This window comes from Paraburkholderia sp. (assembly GCF_026225065.1).
GTDB lineage: Bacteria > Pseudomonadota > Gammaproteobacteria > Burkholderiales > Burkholderiaceae > Paraburkholderia.
Map to the genome: position 1 here is coordinate 1 of NZ_JAMFSB010000241.1, position 26,022 is coordinate 26,022.

Genomic DNA, 26,022 nt, shown 5'->3' on the forward strand with positions numbered 1-26,022 from the left:
GGCGATTCTCCAGCGCAGACGGCAAGCCTGCCTTCAGCCGGTCGACCGGGAGCGGTTCGAGAATCACACCGGTCGAGAACGGCAGCACCTGCTCGGGTGCAATGCCGGTCAAACGCGCCAGTTCGACGCAAGTCTCGCGAGCATGCGCGAGACCCGGCTCGCCAGTGCCCGCATTCGCGTTACCGGTATTGATCACCAGCGCGCGAATCGCCTTGCCGCCCGCGCGAACGCGATCCAGATGCTCGCGGCACACCGTGACAGGCGCCGCGCAAAACCGGTTCGACGTGAACACGCCACCTACCGTCGCACCCTCATCGACGGAAATGACCAGCACGTCCTTTCGGTTCGGCTTACGAATGTTCGCTTCAGCCCAGCCTAGCGTGACGCCGGCGACGGGATGGAGTTGAGCGGGATCGATCGAGGGGAAATTGACAGCCATGGTCGCGACCTGTCCAAGTTGAAAATGCCGGCATGGAGCCGGCATCGGAAATCACAATGGGGTGGAACGACGTGCGACGCACCACCGCGTAGTCACCAGCAACACGCTGGGTAAAACGATGCGGCGCGCTCGAGGCGCGCCGCTGGGTCAATCTCACGCAATCTTGCCGTGGCACTGCTTGTACTTCTTGCCGCTGCCGCAGGGGCAAGGATCGTTACGCCCCACCTTCGGCACGTTGTCGCCAAACGGCTCGGCCGTTGCATGCGCGCTGCTGTGGCTCATCGCATCGCCGATCATGGCGGCCGTCGCCACTTCAACCGCTGCAGGCGCGGCGGCTTCGATAACTTCGGCATGGCGGAACTCGACGTTCTCGAGGTGACTGCCCTGCTCTTCAAAATCCTCGGCCGCCTGTTCCAGTTGCTCCCGCGACTCGATCTGCACGTTCATCACCGTGCGCGTGACGCTAAGCTTCACATCGTCAAGCATCGCAGCAAACAGCTCGAATGCTTCGCGCTTGTATTCCTGCTTCGGATTCTTCTGCGCATAACCGCGCAGATGGATACCTTGGCGCAGGTGGTCGAGCGCAGCCAGATGTTCACGCCATTTGCTGTCCAGGGTCTGCAGCATGATCGAGCGTTCAAAGCCGCTGAACGATTCGCGGCCCACCAGCGCCACCTTCGCTTCGTACGATTCGTCCGCCGCGGCGATCACCGCTTCGAGGATCTCGTCCACGTTGATCGACGACGACTCGTTGATCATTTCCTGAATGGCGAGATCGAGCTGCCACTCTTTGCGCAGCACTTCTTCGAGCTCAGGCACGTCCCACTGTTCTTCGATGCTGCCAGCCGGCACAAACTGATGGACGATGTCGGTGATCACGCCATGGCGCATGGCGCCGATGGTTTCCGTGATGTCATTCGCCTCGAGCAATTCATTGCGCTGCTGGTAGATGACCTTGCGCTGATCGTTCGACACGTCATCGTATTCGAGCAATTGCTTACGAATATCGAAGTTGCGTGCCTCGACCTTGCGCTGCGCCGATTCGATCGAACGCGTGACGATGCCCGCTTCGATCGCCTCGCCTTCCGGCATCTTCAGGCGATCCATGATGGCGCGCACGCGGTCGCCGGCGAAAATGCGCAGCAGCGGATCTTCCAGCGACAGATAGAAGCGCGACGAACCCGGGTCACCCTGACGGCCGGCACGGCCGCGCAACTGGTTGTCGATCCGGCGCGATTCGTGACGTTCGGTGCCGATGATGTGCAGACCGCCCGCGGCCTTCACCTGATCGTGCAGCGCCTGCCATTCGTCATGCAGCTTCTGGATGCGGCGTTCCTTCTCGTCCGACGGGATAGCCGGGTCGGCGTCGATAAACGCAGCCTGCTTCTCGGCGTTGCCGCCCAGCACGATGTCGGTGCCGCGGCCGGCCATGTTGGTGGCGATCGTCACGCGTTTCGGACGGCCCGCTTCCGCGACGATTTCGGCTTCGCGCGCGTGCTGCTTGGCGTTCAGCACTTCGTGCGGCAAACCGGCCTGCTTCAGCAGATGCGACAGCAGTTCGGAGTTTTCGATCGACGTCGTGCCGACCAGCACCGGTTGACCACGTTCGTGGCAATCGCGGATATCGCGAATGACGGCGTCGTAGCGCTCCTTCGCCGTCTTGTAGATCTGGTCCTGCTTGTCGGTACGCCTGGGCGGACGGTTCGTCGGGATCACGACCGTTTCCAGCCCGTAGATCTCGTTGAACTCGTACGCTTCCGTGTCCGCCGTGCCGGTCATGCCGGACAGCTTCGCGTACATGCGGAAGTAGTTCTGGAACGTGATCGACGCAAGCGTCTGGTTTTCGCTCTGGATCTTGACGTGTTCCTTCGCCTCGACGGCCTGGTGCAGGCCATCCGACCAGCGGCGACCCGACATCAGACGGCCGGTGAATTCGTCGACGATCACGACTTCGTTGTTCTGCACCACGTAATGCTGATCTTTGTAGAACAGCGTGTGAGCGCGCAACGCGGCGTACACGTGGTGCATCAACGTGATGTTCTGCGGCGCGTAGAGGCTTTCGCCCTCGCCGATCAGGCCCCACTCGGAGAGCAGGCGCTCGGCCTTTTCGTGCCCCGATTCGGTCAGGAATACCTGACGGCCCTTTTCATCCAGCGTGTAGTCGCCCGGCTTTTCGACGCCGGTGCCGTCCGCCTTTTCCTCACCGATCTGGCGCTCGAGCAGCGGCGGCAGCGCATTCATGCGCACGTACAGTTCGGTGTGGTCTTCGGCCTGGCCGGAAATGATCAGCGGCGTGCGCGCCTCGTCGATCAGGATCGAGTCCACCTCGTCGACGACCGCAAAATTCAACGACCGCTGCACGCGCGCATCGGTCTCGTAGACCATGTTGTCGCGCAGGTAGTCGAAACCGAATTCGTTGTTCGTGCCGTAGGTGATGTCCGCACCGTAGGCCTGCTGTTTCATGCCATGGTCCATCTGCGACAGGTTGATGCCGACTGACAGACCAAGGAAGTTATACAGACGCGCCATCCACTCGGCGTCGCGTTGCGCGAGGTAATCGTTCACCGTCACGACGTGGACGCCACGCCCGGTCAGCGCATTCAGGTAGACCGGCAGCGTAGCGACGAGCGTCTTGCCTTCGCCAGTGCGCATTTCACCGATCTTGCCGTAATGCAACACCATCCCGCCGATCAACTGGACGTCGAAGTGGCGCATTTTCAGGACGCGCTTGCTCGCCTCCCGGCAGACCGCGAAGGCTTCGGGCAGCAGCTTGTCGAGCGACTCGCCGCTGGCGACGCGCTGGCGGAATTCACCCGTTTTGGCGCGCAGTTCGTCATCCGTCAATTGCTCGATCTGCGGTTCGAGCGCATTGATCGCCGTGACGGTCTTTTGATATTGCTTGACTAGCCGCTGGTTGCGGCTGCCAAAAATCTTTTGTAGAAAACCGGTGGTCATCGGATCGGTGTCTGCGTCGCGGCTTCGGCTGGTTCACGGCATGCGGTTTGATCACATGCAGGTCCGGGGTCGGAAGTGCCTCGGCGGCTTAGTCCAAGAGTGAATTCGAATCGGGCATTTTAGCACGCGCCCCAGCGCACGCCTGTGTCACGGGCGCGACGTAGGGATACCGTGTACAGCCCCGGCCAGAGCCTCGATGAGCCCGGCCGGGAGCACATCCCGCGCGGTACAATCCGGGCGTGAGCGCACATTGTGTGCAACCACGCCCTACTATCCTACATGAGCCGCTCCCCGTCGTTTTCAAGGCCGCCGTCCAGGCAGTTCAACACACGCCGCCCGCAACCGGTCTCCGAAGTGCTCAAACGCACGGATGCGTTTGCCGCCCTGCGCGCCGGTGTGGAGCAGATCGCCTCGCTCGAGAAAGACCTACGCGAATTGTTGCCGGATTATTTGGGTTCGAGCGTCGAACCTGGCTTTATCAAGGATGGCGTACTGGCACTTTTTGCCGCGCACAATGCGCTGGCGGCGCGTTTGCGGCATCTTGAGCCGCGGCTGTTGTCCGATCTGCAGCAGCGTGGCTGGTCGGTCAATTCCTTGCGAATCCGCGTGCGCCCGCAAGCGGTAAAAGAGCCGCCCCCCGTCAAACAGGCGCGCATGACCCCAGCAGGCGCCGACGCCTTGCACGCGTTGAGCGAGTCGCTCGCGCCATCGCCGTTGCAGGCAGCGCTTGCGAGGATGGCGGCCCGACATCTACGGAATCGCGAGAGCAAAAAATAAGCGGCCCAAGGGGCCGCTTATTTTTCTACCTGAGAGCCGAATCGAACCGCACTGCGCCACGCAGCGGGTCGCTAGCGGAAAGAATCAGGCAAACGCCGTCTGCGTATCGAACGCAAAGCCACGCGGGGCTTTCTGCGTGTCTTCGAAGGTGACGATTTCATACGCGTCTTCGTGCTTCAGCAGTTCGCGCAGCAGCGCGTTGTTCAGGCCGTGGCCCGACTTGTACGCCGTGTACGAGGCGAGCAACGGATGGCCGATCACATACAGATCGCCAATCGCGTCGAGCATCTTGTGCTTCACGAACTCGTCGTCGTAGCGCAGGCCGTCGTTGTTCAGGATGCGGTACTCGTCGAGAGCGATGGCGTTGTCCATGCTGGCGCCGCGGGCGAGGCCCAGTTCGCGCAGCATTTCCACTTCATGCGCATAGCCGAAGGTACGGGCCCGAGCGATGTCACGCACGTACGACGTGTGCGCAAAGTCCACTTCCAGCGCCTGGCCGGTCTTGTCGACCGCCGGGTGACGGAAATCGATCGTGAACTTGAGTTTGAAGCCGAAAAACGGGTCAAGACGGGCGAACTTGTCACCATCGATGATTTCGACCGATTTGGTGACCTTGATGAATTTCTTCGCTGCGTTCTGTTCCTCGACACCCACCGACTGAATCAGAAACACGAACGTGGCGGCGCTGCCGTCCATGATCGGAATTTCTTCGGCAGTGACATCGACGTACAGGTTGTCGATACCGAGGCCCGCGCAGGCCGACATCAAATGTTCGATGGTCGAGACGCGCACGCCGTCCTTCTGGAGCACGGACGCGAGACGTGTGTCGCCGATCGACGTCGTGGCCGCCGGAATCTCTACAGGAGTCGGCAAGTCCACACGCGTGAACACGATGCCGGTGTCAGGAGCGGCCGGACGGAGCGTCAACTCGACCTTGCGGCCAGAGTGCACGCCGATGCCGACAGTCTTGACAATCGATTTGATAGTGCGCTGCTTCAACATGGTGATCTTCTGTTCGATTGAAAATCCCAATCGGGACTTTTTATTCCATAGCGCGAAGTATACTCCATTACCCTGGGAACCGTTGTTTCCGAGGAGGTATCAATCTGTTTCGCTACATTACCCAGCGGGTAAAGCGTGACGGGCTGATGTCCCGGAACGGAGGCGTTTCCGGTCATCAGCCCGCGTTACGGCTTGTCACACGAATGCCTTCTGGCCGTTGCCCCGGCACAACGTAACACCGGGAAAAGGCCGTCCAGCACCCCGTACTAGCTCAACGTGGCGAGGATACTGCCCGCATCGCTGACTTCGAACTTGCCGGGTGCATCGAGGTTCAGCGTCTTGACCACGCCGTCGTCGACCACCATAGCGTAGCGCTGGGAACGAATTCCCATGCCGCGCGCCGACAGGTCCTGCTCCAGACCGAGCGCCCGCGTGAAAGCCGCACTACCGTCCGCCATCATGCGCACCTTGCCCGAGGTGTGCTGATCGCGTCCCCACGCGCCCATGACGAACGCGTCGTTGACGGACACGCACCAGATTTCGTCGATGCCGGCAGCGCGCAACTGCTCGGCGTGCTCGACATAACCTGGTACATGCTTGGCCGAACAGGTCGGCGTGAACGCGCCCGGCAATCCGAAGATCACCACGCGTTTGCCGGCCGTCTGCTCGCGCACGTCGAAGCTGTTCGGTCCGATCGTGCAGCCCGCACGCTCCTCTTCGATTAACTCAAAGACGGTTGCGCCGGGTAGCTTTTCACCCACCTTAATCATGACTCAGTCCTTCACGTCAATGCGGAGCATGCCCGCACGTCGTCGTGCCGCAGTGGATCGCGCAGTCGCGCACCTGCCCCTACTTTTGCGCTACCCGCCGGCCGCATCTGCCAGCGACAGCCACCCCGTCCGCTTCGCGAATCCGAAGGGGGCACCTGTCCTTGCCGCGTTTCTGGAGAAACCGCGGCCTGCTTTGCCGTTCCACTCGCCACGCTCGTGCATTCCCTGCTCGCACGCAATCCACGTGCCGCAGCGAAAGCCAGCTCGTATGCGTCAGTCCGCCTGCTTGCGCAGGAATGCCGGGATATCGTACGTATCGACGCCCTTTTCCTGCAGCGCCTGCACGTGCGATGCCGCCGTGTCACGCGAAGTGCGCCACACTGCCGGCGTATCCAGCGCGCCGTAGTCTGCCGTGCTTGCGTAGTGTTGCGGAGCGTGCCCATGCTGCATTGCACCAACCGGCTGGTTGTCCGTGCCAGTACGCAGCAGCGTCATCGGAGCCGATTGCTGCTTCTTCGCAGCGCGACCCAGACCCGTTGCCACCACCGTCACGCGCAACGCGTCGCCCATCGCATCATCGTATACCGCGCCGAAAATCACCGTTGCGTCTTCCGCCGCGTAGCTCTTGATGGTGTTCATCACTTCGCGGGTTTCCGACAGACGCAGCGAACGGCTCGACGTGATGTTCACCAGCACGCCACGTGCGCCCGACAGGTCCACGCCTTCCAGCAGCGGGCTAGCCACAGCCTGCTCGGCAGCCAGACGCGCGCGATCGACGCCGGCAACCGTCGCCGTGCCCATCATCGCCTTGCCCTGTTCGCCCATTACCGTCTTCACGTCTTCGAAGTCGACGTTCACCAGACCGTCGACGTTGATGATTTCAGCGATACCGGCAACTGCGTTGTTCAGAACGTCGTCCGCGCACTGGAAGCACTTGTCCATCTCGGCGTCATCGCCCATCACCTCGAACAGCTTGTCGTTCAGAACGACGATCAGCGAGTCGACGTGATCCTCCAGTTGCTGCGATCCAGCTTCTGCTACCCGCATGCGCTTGCCGCCTTCGAATTCGAACGGCTTGCTGACCACGCCAACAGTCAAGATACCCATTTCCTTGGCGATCTGCGCCACGACCGGAGCTGCCCCCGTGCCCGTGCCGCCACCCATGCCTGCGGTGATGAACACCATGTGCGCGCCGCGCAGTGCGTCTGCGATACGCTCACGTGCTTCTTCTGCTGCAGCGCGGCCCATTTCCGGCTTGGCGCCAGCGCCGAGCCCGGTGTTGCCGAGCTGGATCACCGATGAAGCACGCGAACGCGACAGAGCCTGCGCGTCCGTGTTCATCACGATGAAGTCGACGCCTTGCACGCCTTTGTTGATCATGTGCTGAACGGCATTGCCGCCAGCGCCACCGACTCCGATCACCTTGATGATGGTGCCGTTGGTTTCGGTTTCCAGCATCTGGAATTCCATGTTGCCTCCGTCAAGATAAAAAATTGCAGCCACTCGGCCGTTATTCGGCAGGAGATCGGGCAACCTCCTGTCGCGCGCCAGCCGCCGGCACCAGCGCGTATTGCGAAAACTGTTCGTACAGCGAATGCTTTAGAAATTGCCCAGAAACCAGTCCTTCATGCGCGTGAAAACCTGGCCCATCGAGCCGGATTGCACCGCCACCTTGCGGCCGCGCATCCGTTGCGAACGTCCTTCCACCAGCAGGCCCATCGCCGTCGAGTAGCGCGGGTTGCGCACTACATCCGCGAGACCGCCCGCGTATTCCGGCACGCCGATCCGCACCGGCTTCAGGAAAATGTCCTCACCCAGTTCGACCATGCCGAGCATCATCGACGCGCCGCCGGTCAACACCACACCGGAGCTCAGCAGTTCTTCGTAACCCGACTCGCGCACCACCTGCTGCACGAGTGAAAACAGTTCTTCGACACGCGGCTCGACCACCGCCGCCAGCGCCTGGCGCGACAGCGTGCGCGGACCGCGCTCGCCCAGACCCGGCACTTCGATCATCTCGTCCGGATCAGCCAGCGCCTGCTTCGCGATGCCGTAGTCGACCTTGATGTCTTCCGCATCCGGCGTCGGCGTGCGCAGCGCCATCGCGATATCACTCGTGATCTGGTCGCCGGCGATCGGAATCACCGCGGTGTGACGGATCGCGCCTTCGCTGAAAATCGCGATGTCCGTCGTGCCGCCACCGATATCCACCAACACCACGCCCAGCTCCTTCTCGTCTTCCGTCAGCACCGCCAGCGACGACGCCAGCGGCTGCAAGATCAGATCGTTGACTTCGAGCCCGCAGCGGCGCACGCACTTGACGATGTTCTGCGCCGCGCTCACCGCGCCCGTCACGATATGCACCTTCACTTCGAGGCGGATACCGCTCATGCCGATCGGCTCGCGCACATCTTCCTGACCGTCGATGATGAATTCCTGGGTCAGGATATGCAGCACCTGCTGATCGGTCGGGATGTTGATCGCCTTGGCCGTCTCGATCACGCGGGCCACGTCGGCCTGCGTCACTTCTTTTTCCTTGATCGCCACCATGCCGCTCGAATTGAATGAGCGGATATGGCTGCCGGCGATCCCCGTGAATACGTTGGTGATCTTGCAGTCAGCCATCAGCTCCGCTTCTTCGAGCGCACGCTGAATAGACTGCACGGTGGCCTCGATGTTCACCACCACACCTTTTTTGAGCCCCTTCGATTCGCTCTGGCCGAGGCCTATCACCTCGTAGTGACCTTCGCCTTTCAGCTCGGCGACGATGGCCACGACCTTCGACGTCCCGATGTCGAGGGCGACCAGCAGATCTTTATAGTCTTTACTCATAGCGTGCTCATTGCGTGTGATGTCCTGTTACTTCTTGCCCTTGTCGGGTTCAGTGATAAAGCGCATCCCTGCTGCGCGAATCGCGAAACCGTTCGGATAGCGCAAGTCCGCATACTCGATATCCTTCCCCCAACGTTGCGTCACTGCTGCCCACGCCGCTGTGAGGCGCTTGCTGCGATCGAGCAGCGTCTGCTGATTGCGCTCGCGCCCCAACTCGATCTGCGTACCGTTCGACAACTTGACCGTCCAGGCGTAACGCGGCGACAGCGTGACCTCTTCCGGCGTCGCACCCAGCGGGGCAAACCACTTCTTGAAGTCGCGATACCGCGCGACCACTTCTTGCGCCGTGCCGTCGGGACCGTCGAAGGCGGGCAAATCCTCTTCGAGCTCGCCCTGATTCGCGGTGAACAGTTCGCCGTCCACGCTCACCAGCTGATCGCTGCCCCATGTTGCAAGCGGTTTGTACTCTTCCAGCGTGACAGCCAGTGCGTTCGGCCAGACGCGCCGCACACTCGCATGACGCACCCACGGCATCTGCTCGAAGGCCTGGCGTGCCGCGTCCAGATCCACTGTGAAAAAATTGCCCTTCAAGCGGCCCACTACACCCGCACGCACCGTCGGCGAATTGATGTGCTCGGTGTCGCCATCGATCTGGATTTCGCGCAGCGCAAAGCTCGGCCGCTGCACCAGCCACACTCCGCCGGCCGCCAGCAGCACGAGCACCAGCAACGCATGCAACGCGTTGGCGGCGAAATTGAGCTGGCGAACGTTGTTCCACATAGCGTCGACGTCAGTCCTTCAGCGTGAGCGACAACACGCTCACGACCAGATCTTTGTAGCTGATGCCAACGGCGCGCGCCGCTTTCGGCGGCAGCGAGTGATCGGTCATGCCTGGGGCCGTGTTCACCTCCAGGAAATACGGGTTGCCCTGTGCGTCCAGCATGAAATCGGCGCGACCCCAATCGGCGCAGCCGAGCACGTCGAACGCGCGACGTGCCAGCACTTTCAGACGCGCTTCCTCGTCCGGCGCCATGCCGCATGGAATCAGGTATTGCGTGTCGTTGGCGACGTACTTCGCGTGATAGTCGTAGAACTCGCCCGCCGGTACGATGCGGATCACCGGCAGATCGAGATCGCCCGCGATACACGCCGTGTATTCGCCACCACCTTCGATGCTCTTTTCCACCACCACGATCTTGTCAAACTTCGCGGCTTCTTCGAGCGCGGCCGGCAATGCGTCGGCGCTCTTCACCTTGATCACCGCGACGCTCGAGCCTTCGCTCGCCGGCTTCACGAAGAGCGGCAAGCCGAGCTTCGCGACAATGTCCACCGCGCGTGCTGTGTAGTCGTCGCCGCGCAGCACTGCTTCAAACGGCGGCGTGGGCACACCCAATTGCTGCCACACGAGCTTGGTGCGGAACTTGTCCAGACCGAGCGCCGAGCCCAGCACGCCACTGCCCGTATAACGAATGCCGTAGAAGTCGAGCGCGCCCTGAATCTGCCCGTTCTCGCCGTAACCACCGTGCAGCGCGTTGAACGCACGCACAAAACCTTCGTCTTTCAACGCCGCGAGCGGGCGCTCAGCGGGGTCGAACGGATGAGCGTCGATGCCGGCCTCACGCAGCCCTTGCAGCACGAGGCGGCCCGAGTTGAGCGACACTTCGCGCTCGGCAGATTCACCGCCGAGCAGGACTGCCACTTTGCCGAACTGTTTTGGATCGATACTGCTCATTTCACACCTTCGTTTTGCGCGAGACGACCCGGCACACTGCCGATCGAACCCGCACCCATCGTGATCACCACATCGCCTTCGCGCACGAGGGTCGTGAGCGCATCCGGCACTTCTTCCACCGTCTCGACAAACACCGGTTCGGTCTTGCCCGCCACGCGAATCGCGCGAGCGAGGGCCCGGCCATCGGCGGCGACGATCGGCGCTTCGCCCGCCGAATAGACTTCCGTCAACACCAGCGCATCGACGGTGGACAGCACCTTCACAAAATCTTCGAAGCAATCGCGCGTACGCGTGAAGCGGTGCGGCTGGAACGCCAGCACGAGGCGACGACCGGGGAACGCACCACGCGCCGCCGCAATCGTCGCGGCCATTTCCACCGGGTGATGGCCGTAATCGTCGACCAGCGTGTAGGTTCCGCTGGGCTGTTCACCCGTCGTAACCGGCACCTCGCCGTAGCGCTGGAAGCGCCGGCCTACGCCGTTAAAATCTGCGAGTGCTCGCTGGATATCGGCATCTTTCACTTCAAGTTCAGTCGCAATTGCAATTGCGGCCAATGCGTTCTGCACATTGTGCGTACCGGGCAGGTTCAACACGATGTCGATTGGCGCCGCGTCTTCGCGTAGCGCCGTGAAATGCATGCGGCCGTCGTGAGCCTCGACGTTCACCGCGCGCACCTGCGCATCGGCCGCGAGGCCATAGCGGATGATCGGCTTCGAGACGAACGGCAGAATCTCCTTCACGTTCGGATCGTCGACGCACAGCACCGCAATGCCGTAGAACGGCAGCCGATGCGTGAACTCGATGAACGCCTGCTTGAGCCGCGCAAAGTCGTGGCCGTAGGTGTCCATGTGATCGGCATCGATGTTCGTGATGACTTCGATCACCGGGAACAGATTCAGGAACGACGCATCCGATTCGTCCGCTTCGGCGACGATGAAGTCACCGGTGCCGAGACGCGCGTTCGCACCCGCACTGATCAGCCGGCCGCCGATCACGAAGGTCGGATCGAGCCCACCCGCAGCGAGCACGCTCGCCACGAGCGACGTGGTGGTGGTCTTGCCGTGCGTGCCGGCAATCGCAATGCCCTGCTTCAGGCGCATCAGTTCCGCGAGCATCACCGCACGCGGCACGATCGGAATATGCCGATGACGCGCGGCGAGCACTTCCGGGTTGTCGCTGCGCACCGCGGTGGAAACGACCACGGCGTTCGCGCCTTCGATGTTCCCGGCGTCGTGGCCAATCGCGATGCGCGCGCCCAGCGCAGCAAGGCGGTCGGTCACCGCGTTCTTCGCGAGGTCCGAGCCGCTTACCTGATAGCCGAGATTCACCAGCACCTCGGCGATGCCGCTCATCCCTGCACCGCCGATGCCGACGAAGTGAATATGTTTGACGATGTGTTTCATTGTTGCCTTCCTTCTGTGCTCGGGCTCTGGCTCGGGACTACGCCTGCCACCGCCGCGCAAATCTGCGCGACCTGTTCGGTGGCATCGGGTTTCGCGAGCGAGCGCGAACGCTCTGCCATCTCCGCGAGACTCTCGCGGGTCTGACTACGCAACCAGGCGACGAGACCCTCCGCCGTGAGATCGCGTTGCTGCACTACCAGCGCCGCGCCGTGATCGGCGAGGAACGCTGCATTGGTTGTCTGGTGATCGTCCACTGCAAACGGGAACGGTACGAAGAACGCCGCCACGCCCACGGCCGCAATCTCGGACACCGTCATCGCGCCCGAACGGCAGATCACCAGGTCCGCTTTCGCGTAGGCGCTCGTCATGTCGTCAATGAACGGCACGAGTTGCACGTCCGCCTCTTCACCGTTCGCGGCCAGCAAACCGGCTTCCGCGTAATTCGCTTTCAGCGCATCGATATGCTTCGCGCCGGCTTGATGCACCACGTGCGGACGCTCCTCTGGTTTGAGCATCGCCAGCGCACGCGGCACGACTTCATTGAGCGCCGCTGCCCCCAGACTGCCTCCAAACACCAGCAGATTCAGCGGACCGCTGCGTTGTGCGTAGCGTGCTTTGGGTGTCAATGTGCGCGCAAGTTCCTCACGAATCGGATTACCGGTCCATTCCGCGTGCGGCAGCGCGTTCGGGAACGCCACGAGCACGCGTTTGGCGACCTTCGCCAGCACCTTGTTCGCAAGACCGGCAATCGAATTCTGTTCATGCAGCACGAGCGGGCGGCCGCTCAGCGCCGTCATCAAACCGGCCGGGAACGTGATGTAGCCACCCATGCCGAGCACGACGTCAGGTTTCACGCGCCGCAGCACGCTCAGGCTTTGGGCGCTGGCGCGCAGCAGATTGACCGGCAACATCAGCTTGGTCTTCAGACCCTTGCCGCGCAGACCGCCAAAGCGCACATATTCCATTGGGATGCAATGCTTAGGCACGAGCGTCGCTTCCATGCCCGCGGGGTTGCCGAGCCACACGACTTTCCAGCCCCACGCCTGCATCAGGTGAGCGACCGCGAGCCCCGGGAACACGTGTCCCCCGGTGCCGCCGGCCATCACCATCAGCGTGCGTTGTTGCATGGAGGTCATACTTTCCCTCCGCGCATCAACACACGATTTTCGTAATCCACACGCATCAACAAACCGATCGCAATACAGTTCAGCAAGATGCCCGAGCCGCCGTAGCTGACGAGCGGCAACGTGAGGCCCTTGGTCGGCAGCAGGCCGAGGTTCACACCCATGTTGATGAAGGTCTGCGCACCGAACCATAGGCCAATGCCCTTCGCGACCAGCCCCGCAAACGTGCGGTCGAGCGCAAGCGCCTGGCGGCCGATCTCAAACGAGCGGCGCACGATCCAGTAGAACATCAGGATCACCACCAGCACGCCCACGAAACCGAGTTCCTCGCCAATCACGGCGAGGATGAAGTCGGTATGCGCTTCCGGCAGATAGTTGAGCTTCTCGACGCTGCCGCCAAGGCCCACGCCGAACCACTCGCCGCGCCCGAAGGCGATCAGCGAGTGCGTCAATTGATACGCCTTGCCCTGCGCGTAACGGTCGTCCCAAGGATCGAGATACGCAAAAATCCGCTCACGGCGCCACGGCGACGCCCACACCAGCAGACTAAATGTGCCGACCGCAGTGGCGACCAGGCCGCCGAACAGCTTGCCGTTCACGCCGCCGAGGAACAGCACGCCCATCGCGATCGCTGCGATCACCATGAACGCGCCCATGTCAGGCTCGAGCAGCAGCAGTGCGCCCACCACGCCCACGGCAAAGGCCATCGGCAGGAAGCCCTTGGCGAAGCTGTGCATGTACTCCTGCTTGCGCACCGTGTAGTTCGCCGCGTAGATCGTCACGGCGAGCTTCATGATTTCCGACGGCTGCATGTTCGTGATGCCGAGCGGGATCCAGCGGCGCGCGCCGTTCACACCCTTGCCGACGTGCGGAATCAGCACGACGACAAGACTGGCCAGCGCCAGCAGGAAGATCTTCGGTGCGTACTTGTCCCACGTCGAAACTGGAACCCGGAACGCGACCACGCCGATCACCGATCCCAGCACCACGAAGACGATCTGGCGCACGAGGAATGCCCAGTCGCGATACGACGCATATTTGGGCGAATCGGGCATCGCAATCGATGCCGAGTACACCATCACGACGCCCAGGCCGAGCAGCGCGATCACCACCCACAGCAGCGAGTGATCGTAATCGAGCATGCGCGAGCGCAGCGGCCGCACGCCGTTGACGGCGCTCGCGAGACCGCTCGCCGTGCGAGCTGCGCTGGCATCGCCGACTGAACCGCGCTGCTTGGAAAGGCGCGAACCGAAGCGTTCCGACCAGCTCATATCATCGTCCCCCGTTCGGCAGCGATGTCTTCAACCGTGCTGCGGAACACCGCGGCACGATGCGCGTAATCCTTGAACATGTCGAAGCTCGCACAGGCCGGCGACAGCAGCACGGCGTCGCCCGGTTGGGCGAGCGCTGCCGCGGCGCGCGTGGCGTCTTCGAGCGTCGCCTGATCGGTCAGCGCAATGCCGGTGTCGGCCAGCGCAGCGCGGATCAACGGCGCGTCGCGGCCGATCAGCATCACCGCGCGGCACCAGCGCATCACCGGTGCGGCGAGCGGCTCGAATTCCTGGCCTTTGCCATCGCCGCCGGCGATCAGCACCGCGCGTTGCGCAAGGCCGTCGAGCGCTGCAACGGTCGCGCCAACGTTGGTGCCCTTGCTGTCATCCACATAGTCGATGCCCTCGATCGACGCGATCAGTTCAACGCGATGCGGCTCGCCTTGGTATTCGCGCAAGCCGTGCAACAACGGCGCGCCGGGCAGACCGATGGCACGGGCGAGCGCAAACGCAGCGAGCGCGTTGGCGGCGTTGTGCAGACCGCGGATGCGCAATGCGTCGGCCGGCATCAGGCGCTTGAGCGCGATGCTCGGCGGGGCGACGGATTCGTTCTTGCGACGACGGGTCGGCGCGGGTTCGTCGGAGGCGTCGCGGTCGAGCGCTTCGACGAGCCAGACAATGCCGCTTTCGCGCAGCAGACCGTAGTCGCCGGGACGCATCGGTTCGGTCACGCCAAAGGTGATCGGGGGCGCCGCGCCGTCAGACGCGGACGCAAGCGCCGTCACACGAGCGTCGTCGCGGTTCAGCACGCGCACGGTCTGCGGCCCGAAGATCTTGCCCTTCGCCGCAGCGTAGGCGTCGAGGCCGCCGTGCCAGTCGAGGTGGTCCTGCGTGATGTTGAGGATGACTGCTGCATCCGGCGCGAACGTGTGCGCCGTTTCCAGCTGGAAGCTCGACAACTCGAGCACCCAGATGTCGGGCAGCGCGGTGTTGTCGATTGCTTCAGTGAGCTTGTCGAGCGCGGCCGGACTGATGTTGCCCGCCACTGCGACCTTCTTGCCGGCGCGTTCGCACAACAGCCCCGTCAGGCTCGTCGTGGTGGTCTTGCCGTTGGTGCCGGTGATCGCGATCACCTTCGGCGCGTAGCCGCTCTCGCCGAGCGTCTTCAGTGCCTGCGCGAAAAATTCGAGTTCGCCCCAGACCGGGATGTCTTTTTCACGCGCTTCGGTAATCAGCGGCAACAGATCGGCGGCGAGCGGCGACAGGCCAGGGCTGATCGCCAGCAGTTCGACGCCTTCGAGCAGCACCGGCGAAAACGGCCCACCGACAAAGTCAGCGTCGACACCATGCGCTTCCAGGGCGGACAGGTTCGGCGGTACTTCACGCGTGTCGGCCACGCGCAACCGACACCCGTGCCGCGCGCACCAGCGCGCCATGGCGAGACCCGATTCACCGAGTCCCAGCACGAGCACCATCGGCTTTTGCCGATCCCGAAACTTCTCGCCAAACATCGCTTTCCCTTTTACTTCGACAACCGCTTAACGCAACTTGAGCGTGGACAAACCGAACAGACACAGCATCAACGTGATGATCCAGAAACGCACGACAACTTGCGTCTCTTTCCAGCCGGACAATTCAAAATGGTGATGCAGCGGCGCCATCTTGAAGAGACGCCGGCCTTCGCCGTAGCGGCGCTTGGTGAACTTGAACCAGGTGACCTGCAGCATCACGGAAAGTGTCTCCGCGACGAAAATGCCGCCCATGATGAAGAGCACGATTTCCTGCCGGACGATCACCGCGACCGTGCCGAGCGCACCGCCCAACGCCAGCGCGCCGACGTCGCCCATGAACATCTGCGCGGGGTGCGTGTTGAACCAGAGAAACGCGAGGCCGGCCCCACCCATCGCGGAACAGAAAATCAGCAACTCACCGGCGCCGGCGATATGCGGAAACAGCAGGTATTTCGAATAGATCGAGCTGCCCATCACATATGCGAACACGCCGAGCGATGCGCCCACGAGCACCACGGGCATGATCACCAGACCATCAAGGCCGTCGGTCAGATTCACCGCGTTGCTGGAGCCGACGATCACCAGATACGTCAGCACGATGAAGCCCCATACGCCGAGCGGATAGCTGATCGACTTGAAGAACGGCAGCATCAGGTCGGCGTGCGGCGGCAGGCCAATTGAGAAGCCACTACGCACCCACGCCATGAAGAGATCATAGACGCGCACGTTGCTCGCCTCGGACACGCTGAAGGCGAGATACACGGCGGCGAACAGACCGATCACCGATTGCCAGAAATACTTCTCACGCGAGGACATGCCGCGCGGATCTTTGTAGACCACCTTGCGGTAATCGTCGACCCAGCCGATCACGCCGAAGCCGAACGTCACCAGAATCACGATCCAGATAAAGCGGTTGGTCAGATCGGCCCACAGCAGCGTCGAGACCGCGATGCCGAGCAGGATCAACACACCGCCCATGGTCGGCGTGCCGGATTTAATGAGGTGCGTTTGCGGACCGTCCTTACGAACGGCCTGCCCCACCTTCATGGCGGTCAGCTTGCGGATCACCGCCGGGCCGCAGACGAGCCCGATCAACAGCGCGGTGATCGTTGCCGCCACCGCACGGAAAGTCAGATAACTGAACACGCGCAAGAAGCTTGCGTCATTCTGCAGCCATTGCGCCAGCGCCAGTAGCATGCTTCGGTCCTTCTATTTCAATGTGCACCGGGCGCTGCGCCCGATGCGATGGGTTGTGGACTCGTTACGGCGTCCACCACGCGCTCCATTTTCATGAAGCGCGAGCCTTTCACGAGAAGCGTTGCCGAGGCGCCGAAACCAGCCTGCAGCAGTTGTGCAACTAGCGTGGCGACATCGTCGACGTGATGCGCATCCGCGCCATAGGCCGAGCAGGCATCGCGCGACGCATCGCCGAGTGCGTACAGCGCGTCGATGCCGCGCTCCTTGGCGTAGGCACCGATTTCACGGTGAAACGCGGGACCGTTGTCACCGACTTCACCCATGTCGCCCATCACCAGCACGCGCGGCGAGGGACGCGAGGCGAGCACGTCGATCGCGGCGCGCATCGAATCGGGGTTGGCGTTGTAGGTGTCGTCGATCACGGTTGCGCCGGCGAGCGCTCCGAGCGCGGCGCGCTTGACCTGCAAACGGCCCTTCACTGCGCCAAACGATTCGAGCCCGCGCTTGATGGCGTCGAGCGAGACGCCCGAGGCGAGCGCAGCCGAAGTGGCGGCCAGTGCGTTGTGCGCGTTGTGGTCGCCGAGCACTTGCAATGCGACGTCGAGGTGGCCTTCCGGTGTATCGATGCTCAACTGATTACCGGCAAAACTGCCTTTCACCGCGGCTTCGGTTGTGCGGCCGTCGTTATTGAGCGCGAAGTCGATGATGCGGTTGCCCGTAGCGGCCACGCGCCAGATGCCTGCGTAGGCGTCGTCCGCCGGAAACACCGCGACGCCATCCGGAGTCAACGAATGGATCACGCTTGCGTGTTCGAGTGCGACGGCTTCGACGGTTGCCATGAACTCCTGGTGCTCACGCTGCGCGTTGTTCACCACCGCAACCGTCGGTTCCGCGATCTTGCCAAGCAAGGCGGTTTCGCCCGGGTGGTTCATCCCGAGTTCGACGACTGCCAGTTGGTGCGCGGAGGTGAGGCGGAACAACGTCAGCGGCAAACCGATGTCGTTGTTGAAGTTGCCTGCCGTAGCAAGACGCGCTTCGGCACCGACCGCTGCCGCGAAAATCGACGCGATCATTTCCTTGACCGTCGTCTTGCCATTGCTGCCCGTCACAGCGACGAGCGGCATCGTGAAGCGACAGCGCCAGCCGTGGGCGAGCGCGCCGAGCGCAGCGCGGGTATCGGCCACCTTCAGGGAAGGGACTTGCCAATCCGCAGGGGTGCGCGTCAGCAGCGCCGCCGAGACACGGCGCGCCGCGACGTCGGGCAGAAAGTCGTGCGCGTCGAAACGGTCGCCCTTGAGCGCGACGAACAGATCGCCCGGACCGGCTGTACGGCTATCCGTTGAGACGTGCTCGAACGTGACGCCGTCGTCACCGACAACGGTTGCGGCCGAAATCAGTGCTGCTGCTTCGCGCAGGGAAAACATCTTCACTCGCCACCTCCGCGAGCTTGCGTCGCACGGGCGGCGAGCGCCAGCCGTGCGTGATCCTGATCGGAGAAAGCGCGTTTCTTGCCCATGATTTCCTGTGTTGCTTCGTGCCCTTTACCGGCCAGCACGATCACGTCTTCACGCGCCGCGCTGCGGATAGCCTGCAGGATGGCGCTCGCACGATCTTCGACGCGGCGTGCCTTCGACGGGTCTTTCATGCCGGTGGCAATCTGGTCGAGAATCTTCTGCGGGTCTTCGCTGCGCGGGTTATCGCTCGTCACGACCACGCCGTCCGCCAGCCGCTCCGCGATCGCGCCCATCAACGGACGCTTGGTCGCGTCGCGATCGCCTCCGCAACCGAACATGCAGATCAGTTCGCCGCCGCGCGCCGCCGCCATCGGGCGCAGCGCTTCGAGCGTCTTCTCCAGCGCGTCCGGGGTGTGGGCGTAGTCGATCACGACGAGCGGTTCGTCGTTTTGCAGCCGGCCGCCAAGCCGTTGCATGCGGCCGTTGACCGGTTCCAGCTTCGCGAGCTCAGCAAGCGCGGCGTCGAACGGCACGTCAGCCGCGAGCAACGCGCCGAGCACGCCCAGCAGATTGCTGACGTTGAAGGCGCCGAGCGTCTGGACTTCGACTTCTGCATCGCCCCAATCCGAGGTGGTCAGATAAAACGCGGTGCCGGTCGCGGTGGCGCGCACGTCGGCCGCATGCAGCCATGCGTCGGCCTGCGGTGCCGCGACGTCCGGTGCCTGGCTGCGTGTGCCGAGCCCGTAAGCGATGGTTCGTGCATGGCCTTGCGTGCTGGCAAGCAGGCGGCGTCCGGTTTCGTCGTCGTGATTGATCACGGCGCAACGCAGCCCCGGCCACGCAAACAGACGCGCCTTGGCGGCTTCGTACGCCGCGAAGGTGCCGTGGTAATCGAGGTGATCCTGCGTGAGATTGGTGAACACGGCGATCTCGAACGCGGTGCCGTTCACTCGTCCCTGATGCAAGGCGTGCGACGACACTTCCATCGACACCGCCCGCGCGCCCGCCTCGCGCAACTGCGCGAGGTTGCGCTGCAATTGCGGCGCGTCCGGCGTCGTAAAGCCGGTATGGACCAGGTGGCCGGGCATGCCGCTGCCGAGCGTGCCGATGATGGCGCAGGGCGTGCCGAGCGCGCTCAGCGCCGCCGCGATCCACTGGCTGCAAGAGGTCTTGCCGTTGGTGCCCGTGACGCCAACCACCCGCATCGCATCGCTCGGGTCGCCGTACCAGCCGCTCGCAATCGATCCCGCCAGTTCGTTCAGCGCGGGTACCGCGCGCGCCAATGCCGGATCCGGCGAACCCGTGAAGCTCTCAGGCTGAAACAGCACAGCAACTGCGCCGCGCTCGATCGCGCTTTCAATGAACGGGCGGTTATCGGCGCCGTCGACGGCATAGGCGAGGAATACGTCACCCTCGGCAAGCGAGCGGGTATCTGCGTGCATATGGGCGCCTGGCTGCACGCGAGCGTGCAGCCAGGCGAGGGCGTCGGCGATCTGCCGGTGCGCCGGATGCTTCGAACGTAGCGCACTCATCGGACCACTCCCGGATGGCTTTTCGCGTTGGCCGCGATGGTCATTTTCTTGGCGCCGCCACTGGTGGACAGCTTTTTCGCCGCAGGGGGCGGCAGCGTCGGAGCAGCAGGTGCGACCGGCGCCGAGTCGTCCGACACCACCATCTGTTTGACCGGCATGTCCGGCGGGATATTGAGTGAACGCAGCGTATCGCCGGCGATCGCCGAGAACACCGGGCCCGACACCTGGCCGCCGAAGTGGCTGCCGGCGGTCGGCTCATCCACCGAGACCGCGACAACGATGCGCGGATTCGGCATCGGCGCCATGCCGACGAACGAGGCGCGGTACTTCGATTTGTCGTAGCCGTGTGCGCCGTGCTTGTACGCCGTGCCGCTCTTGCCGCCTACGCGATAGCCCGGCACGGCCGCATCCGGCGAGGTGCCGCCCGGCGCGACCACGGTTTCGAGCATTGCGCGCACTTCACGCGCCGTAACCGGCGAGAAAATCTGCGGCCCGTTGACCGGCTGATCGTCGGGGTTGCGGAAGATCGACACTGGCAGAATTTCGCCGTCGTGAGCAATCGCCGTGTATGCGCGCGCCAACTGGAACAGCGAGGCCGACAAACCGTAGCCGTACGACATCGTCGCCTGCTCGATGCGACGCCAGCTCTTCCACGGGCGCAGATGGCCCGCGGTCGCGCCGGGGAAACCGATCTTCGGCGCCTGGCCAAGACCGATGCTCGTATACATATTCCACATCTCTTCGGGCTTGAGCGTCATGGCGATCTTCGTCGCGCCGATGTTGCTCGATTTCTGAATCACACCGCCGACCGTCAGCACGCCGAACGCGCTGTCGTCGGTGATCGTCGCGCCATCGAGATTGAAGTGGCCCGGCCCCGTGTCTACCAGTGTAGTCGGCGCCACGCGATGCAGATCGAGCGCGAGCGAGATCGTGAACGGCTTCATGATCGAACCCGGTTCGAACTCGTCCGTCAGCACGCGATTACGCAGCTGATCGCCGGTCAGGTGAGTGCGGTCGTTCGGGTTGAAGGTCGGATAATTGACGAGCGCCAGCACTTCGCCGGTGCGCACGTCGATCACCATTGCCGCGCCGGCCTTGGCCTTGAATTTGTCGACCGCAGCCTTCAGGTTCGTATAGGCGATGTACTGGATCTTGCTGTCGATCGCCAGATCCACGTCCTGGCCGTTGTGCGGCACGACCTGCTCGTCGACGTCTTCAATGACGTGCCCCATCCGGTCCTTGATGACACGGCGGATGCCCGGCATGCCCTCGAGCAGCTTCTGGTCACCGAGTTCGACGCCTTCCTGGCCTTCGTCCTCGACATTGGTGAAGCCGATCAGGTGGGCGGCAATCTCGCCTTCCGGATAGAAGCGCTTGTATTCGTCACGTTGATAAACACCGGGAATGTCGAGCGCGGTCACCTGCTCCGCGATGTCGACCGGCACCTGACGTTTCACGTAGACGAAGTTCTTGTCCTCGGACAGCTTGGTGCGCAGCTCGGTATTCGACATCCCCAGCAGTTTGCCGAGCGCAGTCAGCTTGTCGGCGCCGAGATCGTCGGGAACGGCTTCGGGAATCGCCCAGATGGCGCGCACCGGCAAGCTCGTGGCGAGCACGAGGCCGTTGCGGTCGAGAATCTTGCCGCGCGTGGCGGGCAGCTCGAGCGTGCGCTGATAGCGGCTTTCGCCCTGCTTCTGATAGAACGCGTTGCCCGGACCCTGAATCCAGAACGCGCGGCCGGCCAGCGCGACAAACGCCATGAACAGCATGAACACGACGAGCTTCGAGCGCCACATCGGCAGGCGCACGGACAGGATCGGGTTCGAGGCGAACGCGACGCTTTTGCGGTTTGAGCTCTTTTTCATCGCGCGCTCCCCTGACGGGTGGCACGCGAAGCCGAGGCCGTTGCCGGCGCAGGCGCCGACGTGGGTACCGGTGCATCTTCAGCCGTGGCGGCGCCCGGGGAGAGCGTCAGATATTGTGTGCGACCGGTGGTGACGGCCGCCATCTTCAGCGAATCAGTCGCAATCTGCTCGATGCGCGAGGTCTTCGACAGAGCGCTCTGCTGGTATTGAAGCTGCGAATAATCCTGCTGCAACTGGCGCTCCTGTGACTCCGCGCGCTGCAACTGGATAAAAATCTGACGCTGCTGATTCGTCGCGTTAACTACAGACAATGCACAACCCATTACGACAATCAGCAGAAAGATATTGAGGCGGCTCATGGCGCGATACGCTCCGCCACGCGCATCACGGCAGAACGGGCGCGTGGATTCGCGGCGACTTCAGCGTCGCTCGCGAACACGCGGCCGATGATTTTGAGCGGCGGGCTGGGCAGGTCGACGGCGCGGATCGGCAGGCGACGGTCGATCGCAGGCGTACTGGCGTGCGCCTGCATGAACCGTTTGACGATCCGGTCTTCGAGCGAATGAAAGCTGATCACCACCAGCCGCCCCCCTTGCTCCAGCAGCGCTAGCGCCGCTTCTAAAACGACTTGCAGCTCCGCAAGCTCTTGATTGATGTGAATCCGTATAGCCTGAAAGGTGCGGGTTGCCGGATCCTTGCCCTTCTCACGGGTTTTGACGACGTTAGCCACGATTTGGGCAAGCTCGCCCGTGCTGACGAGAGGCCCAAGACGGTCGGACTCTGCCCGGCGAGCAACAAGCGCCTTTGCAATCTGAAAAGCAAACCGTTCTTCCCCATAATCTCGTATTACCTCCGTCAATTCCTGCACCGTGGCCCGCGCCAGCCAGTCAGCAGCAGACTCGCCGCGCGTCGGGTCCATCCGCATGTCGAGTGGGCCGTCGGCGCGGAAACTGAAACCCCGCTCCGGATCGTCGACTTGCGGCGACGACACGCCCAGATCCAGCAACACCCCCGACACCCGCCCTACCCCGCGCTCCGCAACCGCGTCGCGCAGTGAAGCAAAACTCTCGTGCACGATCTCGAAGCGCGGATCGGCGATTTGCTGAGCCGTGGCGATGGCTAGCGGATCTTTGTCGAACGCGATCAGCCGCCCCGACTCACCCAGCTTGCCCAACACCGCGCGGCTATGTCCGCCACGTCCAAACGTGCCGTCTACATAGACGCCGTCCGGGCGCTTGACCAACGCTTCGACCGCTTCTTCCAGCAGCACCGTGCGATGCTGCAACTCGTTTCCCATCGCAGGTGCCATATATGTGAGCCGCGATCAGAACGTGAAATCTTTTAACGCGTCGGGCATGCCCTCAGCCATTGCCGCCTGTTCTTTGGCGGCGTATGTTTGTGCATCCCACAGTTCGAAGTGACGGCCCATGCCGAGCAGCGTCAATTCTTTTTCCAGCCCGCCAGCCGTGCGCAATTCCGGCGACACGAGCACGCGCCCTGCGCCGTCCATATCAACGTCCATTGCGTTGCCGAGGAAAATGCGTTTCCACCAGGTCGCGTTCATGGGCAACTTGTCGACCTTGTCGCGGAAGATCTCCCATTCCGGGCGCGGAAAGAGCAACAGGCAGCCGTCCGGGTGCTTGGTGATCGTCACCCGGCCCTCTGCCTGTGTCTGCAGCGCATCCCGATACCGAGAGGGAATAGACATCCGCCCTTTCGCATCGAGCGTCAGCGCCGACGCCCCTTGGAACACTTCTCTCTCCCTGTCGACCGGAGTTAGCGCTTCAGCGCTTACTCCGGTCCCATGCAGTTCGCTGCGGTCGACGAGAGTTGGCGCTTTAGCGCGCCAGCCACCCGACCCGTGAAAATCTACCCGAAACCATCTGCGAGATCACACAAAAATACACTTTCTCACACTGTCTCCCACTTTAGAGGAAGCCCTAGGAGGGGTCAAGGGAGAAGCGTGGTTTTTTAACTAAATTTGTTTGTTAGAACAAGGACTTAGCGCGACTCTTTCAAGTCAGGCCTAAAACGGAAAACCGTTATAAATGAATGGACTAGTGCAACTTGTGAAGGTGATACGTGAAAAGTCCCGGGGAAAGGCGTGGAATCTAAGCGATCTGCGGCGGGGGATTAAGACGATCAGCGGAGGGTTTAAGGCGATTAAGCGGACGGCGCACGCTGCGCCGTCCCACTTCCACAGCGGTTAAACGTAGTAGGCAGTCCGGGTCATGATTTTCGACGCCGCACGCATCAGGACACGAGCGGGAAAAGGCAGCTCGACTCCGCCCGCATCGATCGCAGCTTTGCCGTGAGCGGCCTCGTCAGTGCGCATCTGCTCGACGATCGCACGAGACTCGAGATCCGCCTCAGGCAGCTTCTCGAGATGGCTGTCGAGATGCTGCTCCACCTGACGCTCGGTCTCGGCCATGAAGCCGAGGCTCACACGATCTCCGAAGCGCCCAGCCACCAGACCGAGCGTAAGAGCGCCTGCATACCAAAGCGGATTCAGCAGACTGGGACGCGAGTCGAGTGCCTCCAGACGGCGCGCGGTCCAGGCGAGATGGTCTTCTTCTTCACGGGCTGCGCGCTCGAAGGTCTCTTTCAAGGCGGGCGAGCGCGTGGCCAGTTTTTGCGCCTGGTAGAGCGCCTGGGCGCACACCTCACCGACGTGATTCACACGCATCAGGGCGGCCGCATGCTCGCGCTCGGCCGGCGACAGTTCCGGTATCTCCGCCACTACGGGCGGCACAGGCACTGGACGGTTCATCCGCGATACGCCTGTCATTGAACGTAAACCCCGATCCAGCTCGGTAATCAATTCATCCAGCATCCAGCCCTCCCGGTTCGACACATCAGCCCGAATCTTCCGGAGGCCCGTGCGACGTGCGTCTGCGGAGCAACTCGCGCGTCGGGATTTCCGTTAAGGGCTGATTTCATGACTATTTTTCAATTTTAGACCATGTTGCGTAAACGAAACAGCTGCGTACCGAGGAACCTGCTTTTTCTTTGCGCACGGTATCCCTTTTGCTACATTAGCGACGAACCTCTCGCGAGGGTAAAAAAACAAAGCGACCAAAAAACAAAACGCACCGGGTTAACAAGTCGTAATAAAGCTGTACATCCTAAAGGCGCCTTCGGGCGCTTTTTTTTCGTATGGGCGTTTGTTCGACTGAAGTGGGAGAGCGGTGGCGCCGTTGGTGCCGCATCAGGCTTCGCGCAAATAGAAACGGCCCGGCGAGGATTACCTCGTTCGGGCCGTTCTTCTTTTGATCAGGCTGGTTCTACTAGCCAGCGCTGTACGCGGTCAAGACAAGGCACGCCTCACGCGCGGCCGTCGCGCAATTCCCGCCGCAAGATCTTGCCAACATTGCTCTTCGGCAGTTCCGTACGGAACTCGATGATCTTCGGCCGCTTGTAGCCGGTGAGCTGTTCCTTGCAGAAGGCAAAGATGTCCGCGTCGGTCAGCGCCTGATCCTTCTTGACGATGAACAGCTTCACCGCTTCGCCCGAATGCTGATCCGGCACGCCGACCGCAGCGACTTCAAATACGCCCGGCAGTTTGGCGACGACGTCTTCAATCTCGTTCGGATAGACGTTGAAGCCGGACACCAGAATCATGTCCTTCTTGCGGTCGACGATCTTCACGTAACCCGCGTCGCTCACTACGCCGACGTCGCCCGATTTGAAGAAACCATCCGGGGTCATTACCTTGGCAGTTTCATCCGGCCGGTTCCAGTAGCCGGCCATTACCTGCGGACCGCGGATGCATATCTCACCCGGTTGACCGAGTGGCACTTCGTTGTTGTCGTCGTCGCGAATCGAGATATCGGTCGACGGCAGCGGCAGACCGATCGTGCCACTGTACGAAGTCACCGACACCGGATTGCACGTCACGCACGGCGACGTTTCCGACATGCCGTAACCTTCGACGATCGGCGTATGGGTCCTTTCATACCAGCGCTTCGCGACGGCTTCCTGAACAGCCATCCCGCCTCCATTGGCGACGAGCAGCTTCGAGAAGTTGAGCTTGTCGAAATCGGGATGGTTGAGCATCGCGTTATAGAGCGTGTTCACCGCCGGAATGGTGGTGATCGCATAGCCTTGCAGCTCCTTGATCATGCCGCCAATGTCGCGCGGATTCGGAATCAGCACCCC

At 62.4% G+C, this 26,022-nt stretch carries 22 protein-coding genes; 1 reads left to right on the plus strand and 21 read right to left on the minus strand.

What is annotated here, in order from left to right:
* Together M0954_RS17635 and secA are read right to left on the minus strand one after the other, a co-directional pair.
* Positions 1–439, minus strand: a 439-nt coding sequence (locus M0954_RS17635) for a bifunctional ornithine acetyltransferase/N-acetylglutamate synthase (RefSeq protein ID WP_297354595.1), incomplete at its 3' end; no start/stop codon positions are given.
* A 153-nt stretch (positions 440–592) separates the two neighbouring features.
* The gene (gene secA / locus M0954_RS17640; protein ID WP_123384885.1) at positions 593–3,394 is read right to left on the minus strand and encodes a preprotein translocase subunit SecA; all 2,802 of its coding nucleotides are present in this window, start codon (positions 3,392–3,394) and stop codon (positions 593–595) included.
* 279 nt (positions 3,395–3,673) lie between these two features.
* On the opposite strand from secA, the gene M0954_RS17645 reads away from it, so the two are divergent.
* Positions 3,674–4,171 (plus strand): DciA family protein, encoded by a 498-nt coding sequence (locus M0954_RS17645; RefSeq protein WP_122152613.1) that lies wholly within the window; start codon positions 3,674–3,676, stop codon positions 4,169–4,171.
* An 84-nt stretch (positions 4,172–4,255) separates the two neighbouring features.
* Here M0954_RS17645 and lpxC read toward each other — a convergent pair whose 3' ends face one another.
* The 19 genes from lpxC to M0954_RS17740 all read right to left on the minus strand — a co-directional run.
* Positions 4,256–5,173, minus strand: coding sequence for a UDP-3-O-acyl-N-acetylglucosamine deacetylase (gene lpxC, locus M0954_RS17650; protein WP_122155454.1), 918 nt, complete (start codon positions 5,171–5,173; stop codon positions 4,256–4,258).
* 266 nt (positions 5,174–5,439) lie between these two features.
* Positions 5,440–5,943, minus strand: coding sequence for a peroxiredoxin (locus tag M0954_RS17655; RefSeq protein WP_297354597.1), 504 nt, complete (start codon positions 5,941–5,943; stop codon positions 5,440–5,442).
* Positions 5,944–6,216: 273 nt separating this feature from the next.
* A complete protein-coding gene (ftsZ, locus tag M0954_RS17660) occupies positions 6,217–7,413 on the minus strand; it encodes a cell division protein FtsZ (protein WP_074262552.1) in 1,197 nt (398 codons plus the stop codon).
* 129 nt (positions 7,414–7,542) lie between these two features.
* Positions 7,543–8,775: a cell division protein FtsA gene (gene ftsA / locus M0954_RS17665; RefSeq protein WP_012434417.1), complete on the minus strand. Its 1,233-nt coding sequence runs from the start codon at positions 8,773–8,775 to the stop codon at positions 7,543–7,545.
* A 27-nt stretch (positions 8,776–8,802) separates the two neighbouring features.
* On the minus strand, positions 8,803–9,555 hold the full coding sequence (locus tag M0954_RS17670) for a cell division protein FtsQ/DivIB (protein ID WP_074262554.1): 753 nt from the start codon (positions 9,553–9,555) through the stop codon (positions 8,803–8,805).
* Between the two features lie 10 nt (positions 9,556–9,565).
* A complete protein-coding gene (locus M0954_RS17675; protein WP_297354599.1) occupies positions 9,566–10,507 on the minus strand; it encodes a D-alanine--D-alanine ligase in 942 nt (313 codons plus the stop codon).
* On the minus strand, positions 10,504–11,910 hold the full coding sequence (gene murC / locus M0954_RS17680) for a UDP-N-acetylmuramate--L-alanine ligase (RefSeq protein WP_297354602.1): 1,407 nt from the start codon (positions 11,908–11,910) through the stop codon (positions 10,504–10,506). The genes M0954_RS17675 and murC overlap by 4 nt, the downstream gene beginning before the upstream one ends.
* A complete protein-coding gene (gene murG, locus M0954_RS17685) occupies positions 11,907–13,046 on the minus strand; it encodes an undecaprenyldiphospho-muramoylpentapeptide beta-N-acetylglucosaminyltransferase (protein ID WP_297354605.1) in 1,140 nt (379 codons plus the stop codon). Before murG ends, murC begins: the two co-directional genes overlap by 4 nt.
* Positions 13,043–14,305: a putative lipid II flippase FtsW gene (ftsW, locus tag M0954_RS17690; RefSeq protein WP_122152618.1), complete on the minus strand. Its 1,263-nt coding sequence runs from the start codon at positions 14,303–14,305 to the stop codon at positions 13,043–13,045. The genes murG and ftsW overlap by 4 nt, the downstream gene beginning before the upstream one ends.
* Positions 14,302–15,816 (minus strand): UDP-N-acetylmuramoyl-L-alanine--D-glutamate ligase, encoded by a 1,515-nt coding sequence (gene murD / locus M0954_RS17695; RefSeq protein WP_297354608.1) that lies wholly within the window; start codon positions 15,814–15,816, stop codon positions 14,302–14,304. Before murD ends, ftsW begins: the two co-directional genes overlap by 4 nt.
* Positions 15,817–15,843: 27 nt before the next feature.
* Entirely contained in the window at positions 15,844–17,013 is a 1,170-nt protein-coding gene (gene mraY / locus M0954_RS17700; RefSeq protein WP_297354611.1) for a phospho-N-acetylmuramoyl-pentapeptide-transferase, read from the minus strand.
* 17 nt (positions 17,014–17,030) lie between these two features.
* Entirely contained in the window at positions 17,031–18,437 is a 1,407-nt protein-coding gene (gene murF, locus M0954_RS17705; protein WP_297354617.1) for a UDP-N-acetylmuramoyl-tripeptide--D-alanyl-D-alanine ligase, read from the minus strand.
* A 2-nt stretch (positions 18,438–18,439) separates the two neighbouring features.
* Positions 18,440–19,999, minus strand: coding sequence for a UDP-N-acetylmuramoyl-L-alanyl-D-glutamate--2,6-diaminopimelate ligase (locus M0954_RS17710; RefSeq protein ID WP_297354613.1), 1,560 nt, complete (start codon positions 19,997–19,999; stop codon positions 18,440–18,442).
* Positions 19,996–21,864 carry a penicillin-binding protein 2 gene (locus M0954_RS17715; protein ID WP_122152623.1) on the minus strand — a complete coding sequence of 623 codons (1,869 nt, stop codon included), beginning with the start codon at positions 21,862–21,864 and terminating at the stop codon, positions 19,996–19,998. The genes M0954_RS17710 and M0954_RS17715 overlap by 4 nt, the downstream gene beginning before the upstream one ends.
* Complete coding sequence (gene ftsL, locus M0954_RS17720; protein ID WP_123384889.1) at positions 21,861–22,223, minus strand: cell division protein FtsL; 363 nt, start codon at positions 22,221–22,223, stop codon at positions 21,861–21,863. Before ftsL ends, M0954_RS17715 begins: the two co-directional genes overlap by 4 nt.
* The gene (gene rsmH, locus M0954_RS17725; RefSeq protein WP_123384890.1) at positions 22,220–23,173 is read right to left on the minus strand and encodes a 16S rRNA (cytosine(1402)-N(4))-methyltransferase RsmH; all 954 of its coding nucleotides are present in this window, start codon (positions 23,171–23,173) and stop codon (positions 22,220–22,222) included. Before rsmH ends, ftsL begins: the two co-directional genes overlap by 4 nt.
* 15 nt (positions 23,174–23,188) lie before the next feature.
* Entirely contained in the window at positions 23,189–23,617 is a 429-nt protein-coding gene (mraZ, locus tag M0954_RS17730; protein ID WP_122152626.1) for a division/cell wall cluster transcriptional repressor MraZ, read from the minus strand.
* 453 nt (positions 23,618–24,070) lie between these two features.
* Complete coding sequence (gene coq7, locus M0954_RS17735; RefSeq protein ID WP_122152627.1) at positions 24,071–24,697, minus strand: 2-polyprenyl-3-methyl-6-methoxy-1,4-benzoquinone monooxygenase; 627 nt, start codon at positions 24,695–24,697, stop codon at positions 24,071–24,073.
* A 491-nt stretch (positions 24,698–25,188) separates the two neighbouring features.
* Positions 25,189–26,022, minus strand: an 834-nt coding sequence (locus M0954_RS17740) for an AMP-binding protein (RefSeq protein WP_297354615.1), incomplete at its 5' end; no start/stop codon positions are given.

Excerpts from the sequence above, each read along its gene's own strand:
- M0954_RS17710 (WP_297354613.1), bottom strand. The coding sequence starts at position 19,999 with ATGAGTGCGCTACGTTCGAAGCATCCGGCGCACCGGCAGATCGCCGAC.
- murD (WP_297354608.1), bottom strand. The coding sequence starts at position 15,816 with ATGTTTGGCGAGAAGTTTCGGGATCGGCAAAAGCCGATGGTGCTCGTG.
- murG (WP_297354605.1), bottom strand. The coding sequence starts at position 13,046 with ATGACCTCCATGCAACAACGCACGCTGATGGTGATGGCCGGCGGCACC.
- M0954_RS17655 (WP_297354597.1), bottom strand. The coding sequence starts at position 5,943 with ATGATTAAGGTGGGTGAAAAGCTACCCGGCGCAACCGTCTTTGAGTTA.
- M0954_RS17645 (WP_122152613.1), top strand. The coding sequence starts at position 3,674 with ATGAGCCGCTCCCCGTCGTTTTCAAGGCCGCCGTCCAGGCAGTTCAAC.
- M0954_RS17670 (WP_074262554.1), bottom strand. The coding sequence starts at position 9,555 with ATGTGGAACAACGTTCGCCAGCTCAATTTCGCCGCCAACGCGTTGCAT.
- murF (WP_297354617.1), bottom strand. The coding sequence starts at position 18,437 with ATGTTTTCCCTGCGCGAAGCAGCAGCACTGATTTCGGCCGCAACCGTT.
- M0954_RS17715 (WP_122152623.1), bottom strand. The coding sequence starts at position 21,864 with ATGAAAAAGAGCTCAAACCGCAAAAGCGTCGCGTTCGCCTCGAACCCG.
- coq7 (WP_122152627.1), bottom strand. The coding sequence starts at position 24,697 with ATGCTGGATGAATTGATTACCGAGCTGGATCGGGGTTTACGTTCAATG.
- rsmH (WP_123384890.1), bottom strand. The coding sequence starts at position 23,173 with ATGGCACCTGCGATGGGAAACGAGTTGCAGCATCGCACGGTGCTGCTG.
- M0954_RS17675 (WP_297354599.1), bottom strand. The coding sequence starts at position 10,507 with ATGAGCAGTATCGATCCAAAACAGTTCGGCAAAGTGGCAGTCCTGCTC.
- ftsW (WP_122152618.1), bottom strand. The coding sequence starts at position 14,305 with ATGAGCTGGTCGGAACGCTTCGGTTCGCGCCTTTCCAAGCAGCGCGGT.
- ftsL (WP_123384889.1), bottom strand. The coding sequence starts at position 22,223 with ATGAGCCGCCTCAATATCTTTCTGCTGATTGTCGTAATGGGTTGTGCA.
- secA (WP_123384885.1), bottom strand. The coding sequence starts at position 3,394 with ATGACCACCGGTTTTCTACAAAAGATTTTTGGCAGCCGCAACCAGCGG.
- lpxC (WP_122155454.1), bottom strand. The coding sequence starts at position 5,173 with ATGTTGAAGCAGCGCACTATCAAATCGATTGTCAAGACTGTCGGCATC.
- mraY (WP_297354611.1), bottom strand. The coding sequence starts at position 17,013 with ATGCTACTGGCGCTGGCGCAATGGCTGCAGAATGACGCAAGCTTCTTG.
- murC (WP_297354602.1), bottom strand. The coding sequence starts at position 11,910 with ATGAAACACATCGTCAAACATATTCACTTCGTCGGCATCGGCGGTGCA.
- ftsZ (WP_074262552.1), bottom strand. The coding sequence starts at position 7,413 with ATGGAATTCCAGATGCTGGAAACCGAAACCAACGGCACCATCATCAAG.
- ftsA (WP_012434417.1), bottom strand. The coding sequence starts at position 8,775 with ATGAGTAAAGACTATAAAGATCTGCTGGTCGCCCTCGACATCGGGACG.